This is a genomic window from uncultured Algibacter sp. (genome assembly GCF_963976535.1).
Lineage (GTDB): Bacteria > Bacteroidota > Bacteroidia > Flavobacteriales > Flavobacteriaceae > Algibacter_B.
Genome location: NZ_CAXBLF010000098.1, coordinates 1 through 6,837 on the forward strand (window position 1 = coordinate 1; position 6,837 = coordinate 6,837).

General features: G+C 31.3%; 5 protein-coding genes. All 5 read right to left on the minus strand.

Going from position 1 to position 6,837, the window contains the following annotated elements; all coding sequences use genetic code 11:
• Positions 1–31 precede the first annotated feature (31 nt).
• Positions 32–1,474 (minus strand): acetyl-CoA carboxylase biotin carboxylase subunit, encoded by a 1,443-nt coding sequence (gene accC / locus AAC024_RS15425; protein ID WP_339896386.1) that lies wholly within the window; start codon positions 1,472–1,474, stop codon positions 32–34.
• A gap of 140 nt (positions 1,475–1,614) precedes the next feature.
• Positions 1,615–2,103: an acetyl-CoA carboxylase biotin carboxyl carrier protein subunit gene (locus AAC024_RS15430; protein WP_339896387.1), complete on the minus strand. Its 489-nt coding sequence runs from the start codon at positions 2,101–2,103 to the stop codon at positions 1,615–1,617.
• 472 nt (positions 2,104–2,575) lie between these two features.
• Positions 2,576–3,133, minus strand: coding sequence for an NUDIX domain-containing protein (locus AAC024_RS15435; RefSeq protein ID WP_339896388.1), 558 nt, complete (start codon positions 3,131–3,133; stop codon positions 2,576–2,578).
• A 9-nt stretch (positions 3,134–3,142) separates the two neighbouring features.
• The gene (locus AAC024_RS15440; protein WP_339896389.1) at positions 3,143–4,300 is read right to left on the minus strand and encodes an aminotransferase class V-fold PLP-dependent enzyme; all 1,158 of its coding nucleotides are present in this window, start codon (positions 4,298–4,300) and stop codon (positions 3,143–3,145) included.
• Between the two features lie 194 nt (positions 4,301–4,494).
• Complete coding sequence (locus tag AAC024_RS15445) at positions 4,495–6,651, minus strand: gliding motility-associated C-terminal domain-containing protein (protein WP_339896390.1); 2,157 nt, start codon at positions 6,649–6,651, stop codon at positions 4,495–4,497.
• Between the last annotated feature and the right edge of the window lie 186 nt (positions 6,652–6,837).

The window sequence follows — 6,837 nt, forward strand, 5'->3', positions numbered from 1 at the left end:
TGCTTACTGCTTACTGCTTACTGCATACTGCTTACTTAACAGGTAATCTTAATAACTTTTGATCTTCTATATATTGTTTCACAGCCATTAATGCTGCTATTCTGGCTTCGTTTTCGGTTTCAGCTTTCAAAGCTTCAGGTGAATAATAGTTTTTAACAAAATGTGTATCAAAATTCCCTGAACGAAAAGCCTCGTGTTCACAAACGTATTTCCCAAAGGGAAGTGTTGTTTTCACTCCTTCAATGTGATAGTTGTCGATAGCTTTAATCATAAGCTGAATCGCTTCCAAACGATTGCTTCCGTAAGTGATTAATTTTGATAACATGGGGTCATAATAAATAGGAATATCCATACCTTCTTCAAATCCGTTATCAACACGAATACCTTCTCCTTCAGGGATTTTATAAACATCTAAATGACCTACACTGGGAAGAAAATCGTTTAGCGGATCTTCAGCGTAAACACGTAATTCTAATGCATGTCCGTTAATTTTTAAATCCTTTTGTTTTATTTGAAGTGCCTCACCACGAGCTACTTTTATTTGAAGTTCGACTAAGTCAACACCAGATATTAATTCTGTAACAGGATGTTCTACTTGCAAACGCGTATTCATTTCTAAGAAATAAAAATTCTGTTTAGCATCTAATAAGAACTCAACCGTTCCTGCTCCTAAATAATCACATGATTTAGCCACTTTTATGGCTGCTTCTCCCATTTCGTTTCGCAATTCTGGAGTTAGAATACATGAAGGCGCTTCTTCAACTACCTTTTGATGACGCCGTTGAATACTACATTCACGCTCAAAAAAGTGTAAAACATTACCATGACTATCTGCCATTATTTGTATTTCTATATGACGTGGTGAGGTCACATATTTTTCTATAAAAACAGAACCATCTCCAAATGCAGAAGTGGCTTCACTAATGGCACGATTCATTTGTGATTCCAAATCACTTTCTTTTTCAACAACACGCATCCCTTTTCCACCACCTCCTGCTGAGGCTTTGATTAAAATAGGAAATCCAATGCTTTTGGCAATAGTTTTTGCTTTGTTAACATCTGTTATAGCTTCATCAATCCCTGGAACCATAGGTATGTTATATTGTTTAACAGCTTCTTTTGCTGCTAATTTGCTTCCCATTATTTTAATGGCTTTAGAGCGCGGGCCAATAAAAATGATATTGTTTTCTTCGCATAATTCAGCAAAGGAAGCATTTTCACTTAAAAAACCATAACCAGGATGAATAGCGTCTACATGAAGTTGTTTTGCTTCTTCAATAATTTTATCTCCTCTTAAATAGGATTGGTTTGAAGGTGGCTCACCTATACAAACGGCTTCATCAGCAAACTTAACATGTGGTGCGTTTCTATCTGCTGTAGAATAAACCGCTACTGTTTTTATGCCCATTTTTTGAGCCGTTTTCATGACTCTTATGGCTATTTCTCCTCGGTTGGCAATAAGTATTTTTTTCATTAATAAATCATTTTTGTCATTCCCTCGAAGGAGGGAATCTCATTTCTTTAACCACGAATTCACAAATATTTGGTGTAATCATGTGCTTAAAATTTTATGCTTTCATAATTTTGAAAACGTATTTTATAAATTAATGCGCATTATGCGCCGAATTCTATTAGCAATTGATTTTTCTCTACAGCATCTGTTTTGTTTACTGAAATGGATTTTATAATGCCGTCTCTTGGAGAGATAATAATATTTTCCATTTTCATAGCTTCAAGGATTAGAAGCGGTTCATCTTCTTTTACTTCTTGACCAACTTTCACATTTATTTCTAGTATTAAACCAGGCATTGGGGCTTTAATAGAATTTACATGTTTTGTGGAGCCAATGGCAAATCCCATTTCTTTAATTAGAATATCTAAATCATTGAAAATGTTTGTATTATATAGATTATTATTGACTTTTACTTGATATGATTTTGTATTGAAATTTGCTTCGTTTATTTCAACTTTAAATGATTTATTATCTTGAAGAATATGATAATGTGAGTCTGAAGTTTTTACGACATCAAAATTTGAAATTTCATCATATTCAATTTCAAAATCAAAAGTATTATTTACGTTGGCTTTGAAAACTTTACCCATGAGTATCTAGAATTAATTAATAGTAAATATATGAATTTTATAAACGCTTTTTTGTTTAAAAAGAAACGATATTCATATTAAATAGGATAAAACTATTGAAAATTAAAATTCTAATTTATGAGATTCATCATATTCCAAAATAATTATTTAAATGAACTCATCTTGACTTTTTGTTTTTAACCGTAAATGAGAAGAAATTTGTTCAGATGAAGCTATTTTTGAAGGACATAGCATCGCTACGCACAAGAAAATAGCTAAAATATGGACGAATTTAATCCATTTTTTAGGGAATAGAAAAAGTCAAGATGAGTTCAATGTTAAACTTAGAATGTTGTTGATATTTTTTAATAGCATTTCTGGATAATATTATTCCAATGAATAGAGAAACAATACCATCAAAGCTTTGTTGGGTTGTGCAAAATATCTTATAATATGATAATAATAACTGGGGCAACTCAAACAAGTATTAAATTCATCTATTTATATGTTTTTTAATGACTTGTAAAACAAATTCATAGTAAGATTTATTTGATGGTACGAAGTGATTATCATTGTTGTCAATGTTTTTAATGAGTGCTTCAAATGCATCAAAAGACACTAATTTTATGGCTTCAACCTCTTCCTTTTGAAGGACTAATTTGGACAAGGGAACGCTTAACTCAGCTATAAATGTATTATGAAATTCATTATCTATAATACCATTTTCATAAGTTTGGAAACATTCAAAAACACCAATTTTGTTTAAGTTGTTTTCAGAAATTGTTAATCCTATTTCTTCTTTAATTTCTCTAAGGGCTGCTTGTTTTATAGTTTCGCCAGAATCTACATGACCAGCAACTGAAACATCCCAAAGTAATGGATAAATTATTTTTTTTACAGAGCGCTGCGATAATAAAATTTCTTCATTGTTAGTGTAAAACCAAATATGGGCAGTATTATGGTAATACCCTTTATTATGAATTTTAGATTTAAGAACAGATTTACCAGTTGGTTCACCTTGTTTTGTTATTATATCAATAAACTCTTCCATATTAACCTTTTATAAATGTGAAGCAATGCACGTAATTAGCGGTTTAAAATCATCGGCAGTATTAAACAAATGACAAGAAACCCTGATGTAATTACCTCTAAAAGAAACAAAAATATTTTTGCTAAATAAATCTTTTTTTAAAGCGTTAACATCTAATTCATTTGGTAGTTTAATTCCAAATAAATGATGTGTTCTATAATTGGAATCTTCAATCACACAACCTAAAGCTTTTAACTCTTTAATTGCTACAACTGAAATGCTCTCGCAATATTCTTGAATAGCTTTTGGTGTCCATTCTAAAACTTGTTTTAAAGCTTCAATTTGCATTCTTACATAGATGAAATTTCCGCTTTCACCAACAGAATAACGATTTGCCAAAGGTTTGTATTCTGATTTATAATTAGTGAGTTCAGCAAAATTTTCGCTATCTAATCGATTAGACCAATTTTCTTCTATTGAATTACCGTTATCAAAATATGCTCCAAAATAGGCATAACCACATCCATAAGGGCCAAATAACCATTTGTAGCCTGCACAAATAAGTGCATCTGGCTGAATGTCTTTGACAGAAAAAGGCAACGCACCAACAGATTGTGATCCGTCAATAATTAAAAGGGCATCATGTTGTTTTGCTTTTTTACTAATAGCTTTTAAATTAAATAAACTACCATTAGACCAATGAATATTACCCATAGCAACCACCGCAGTGTTGTTATTTATGGTATCTAAAATAATTTCGTTCCAAAGTTTAACACGATTCGTATCAGTTTCTGGAGCGCTAACAACTCTTATTTTTGCATTAAATTTTTTAGCTAATTTTTGCCATGAATAAACATTACTAGGAAATTGTTCGTCTATAATTAAGATTTCATCATTTTCTTTTAAAATAATATTGTTAGCTACGGTGGCTATTCCGTATGATACAGAAGGAATTGTTGCAATACGATTAAAATTGTCTTCATCAATCAATTGAGCAAATAGTTTTTTAAGCTCTGTAACTGGTTCAAAATAATCTGAAATTCTAATCTTATGAGGTTGGTTTTTCTGTTTTAATCCTTCTAGTCCAGCTTCATAAATGGTTTTGAATGCAGGTGATTGACTTGCTATATTTAAATAAGTAACATCCTCCGGAATGTAGAATAGATGCTTTTGATTTTTTAAAGGCATTTTAGCTTTATTTTTTGTTAAAGCTACTAAAGATTATTTAAATTTAACAGAAACTAATAATGATTCTAGAAAAGAATAAACTGTTTATTAGTTTGATATGCAGCATATACAAATTAATTTGTTTTACAATATATAAAAACGCAATTGCAATTTATATATTTTACAATAACCTTAGCTAAATAAGATAAAGATCTCTATTTTGTTCCAATATAAACCGTTCCTATAATTGGGTTTAAATCACTATTAAACAGATTTATTACATAAAAATAGGTACCAGTAGGAACTTTGTTTGATGTACCAAAGGAACTTTTATTGGACGTTCCATTCCAGTTGTTTTGATAGTTATCTGATTGATAAATTAATGCGCCCCAACGATTATACATTTTCAAATTAATTAAAAAGCCACAATCTGTTATTTCATTAATTGTAAAATATTCGTTCCATTGATCTTGATTTGGCGTGACTACTTTGGAGACCGTTATGTTACTGCCATCAAAAAATTGATTTGAAGTTACTGTTATAATTTGTACATAATCTTCAATGGTACGCTCGCAAGCATCAGTAAAATACCATGTATTAGTATAGGTTCCGGTATAATCACAATCACTATTTTGAATAAAATCTCCAGACGTTTTAATGAGTTCAAAATTACATTTATCGGGAACGGGGAACAGCGCTTGCGCATCTGTTAAATCATTTGGATTGTCAATAGATAAGGTTCTGTCTAAACTTTCAACAGGCGTTTTCCATAGTACAATAGGTTGATTTATAGCAATTGATAATGGGCTTCCTAGTTGGCAATCATCCAATTCATTTGAACTATAAGAAGTAAACAAGTTTGTGTTTTCTTCACCATTATATGTGGCTTTAAATTGAAGGTCGAATGCTAAATTACAGGTGTCTTCAAGAAAATAACAGGCATCTTTAACCATTAACTCAATTTGAATATTTAATGGTGGATCTCCAATATCAGCTAAACCGTTTTCTATTAAAAACTGTAATAGCCTTGTGTCTTCATCATAATTATAAGTTACTCCAACAGGTAAGTTATTAGCAGAAACAAATTCTATGTTTGATGGTATCGTTTCAGAAAGCATCACATTAACAGCATTATCATTTCCTGTGTTTGAAAAATTAAAATCTAACGTTACAATGTCGTTGGCATTGCTAGTGTTTTCTATAGCGGTAGAACTAAGTACTATTGGATATAAACTTGGAGCCCACACTTCAACAGATAACCCAATCAAAAATAAACTATAGGTTTCTTGATTAGAGGCCAGTCTTATTGATGCAGAAGATTGGTTATTGCCAATAATACTATTATCTGTGTTATTAAGTTGAAATAAAGCAGCATCAAAACCTAAGGTGTTTAAACTAGCAGGATTTCTATCTGTATAGTTTGTATTTTCAATTGTGATTCTACTATTAAAAAAATTGTTTGAATCTCTTAAAGGTGCTGTAATATCTATATAATCATTAGCAATATTCTGTATTTGAAACCGATCTCCAATTAAACTTCTATCGCCTTCAAGAGCACCAATTAATGTATTTACTTTAACAGGTCCACTTGGTACGGTTCGGAAGCCATAAAAACCGATGTCATAATTGTTGAAATCTTTGGTAATATGTGCATATCCATCAAACAGACTGACGTTTTTTGATATCAATTCTGGGCTTTCATAAATGTAAACGATTTGCCAACCTCCTGAAGTTCCTGTATTCCCTTCCGAATGTTGAAATAAAAATCCGGTTTTTGCTTCAATATTTGCAACTTGGTATTTTCCATAAGGGCTATCTAGGTTTATCACTAAGCTGGTAATATCTTTAAAACAGACATAGGGATCGTTGCTAAAATGGGTGTCTCGACCTCTGTAAAGCACGTCGTCTGCGGTTAATGTAGAATACGTGTTTTCGCTAGGAAGCATTAACTTTATATCATTAAAATTCCAATTGGGTTGGTTGTCTTCTCCAGCTTCATTTTCTTTATCTGCTGCTGCCCAATATAAATATGCTTTCTTTATTGTTAAGCATGCTAATTGTGGCTGCGGATTAACAAAATTGGCACTACTAGAATTAAATGTGGAATTATCATTGTCAATATCAACATAAACATTGTCTAGAAAACTATGATTATCATTTTCACCATTGTAATCTTCAGTTGCAGTTCGAGATATTATATTGTTGGCAATCATTGTAAAATCGCCATTAATCATGTTGTTAAATCGAGGTGAAAACTCTTTTTGAATCTGGGCGGAAATCTCGAAGGTAGAAGCAAACAAACTTATAAATAGAATTATAAGCGCTTCCTTTAGAAATGGGAGTTTAGTTGTATGTTTAAAACATTTCCCCATTAGATGATTAGTTTTGAGTATAGATATTTAACTTGAGTCAATTTTATTATAATTGACTTTAGTACATGACAAAAATTTAGAATAGAACTATAAACTGCACAGATATAGCATATTAAGGCTTTTTCGTTACTTAGACCTCACAGGTTTTGAAAACCTGTGAGGTCTTTGTTATCCTGAAAATGGCGA

What these genes read in the sequence shown, in the direction of transcription:
- AAC024_RS15430 (WP_339896387.1), bottom strand. Translation starts at nt 2,103, where the DNA reads ATGGGTAAAGTTTTCAAAGCCAACGTAAATAATACTTTTGATTTTGAA.
- AAC024_RS15445 (WP_339896390.1), bottom strand. Translation starts at nt 6,651, where the DNA reads ATGGGGAAATGTTTTAAACATACAACTAAACTCCCATTTCTAAAGGAA.
- accC (WP_339896386.1), bottom strand. Translation starts at nt 1,474, where the DNA reads ATGAAAAAAATACTTATTGCCAACCGAGGAGAAATAGCCATAAGAGTC.
- AAC024_RS15440 (WP_339896389.1), bottom strand. Translation starts at nt 4,300, where the DNA reads ATGCCTTTAAAAAATCAAAAGCATCTATTCTACATTCCGGAGGATGTT.
- AAC024_RS15435 (WP_339896388.1), bottom strand. Translation starts at nt 3,133, where the DNA reads ATGGAAGAGTTTATTGATATAATAACAAAACAAGGTGAACCAACTGGT.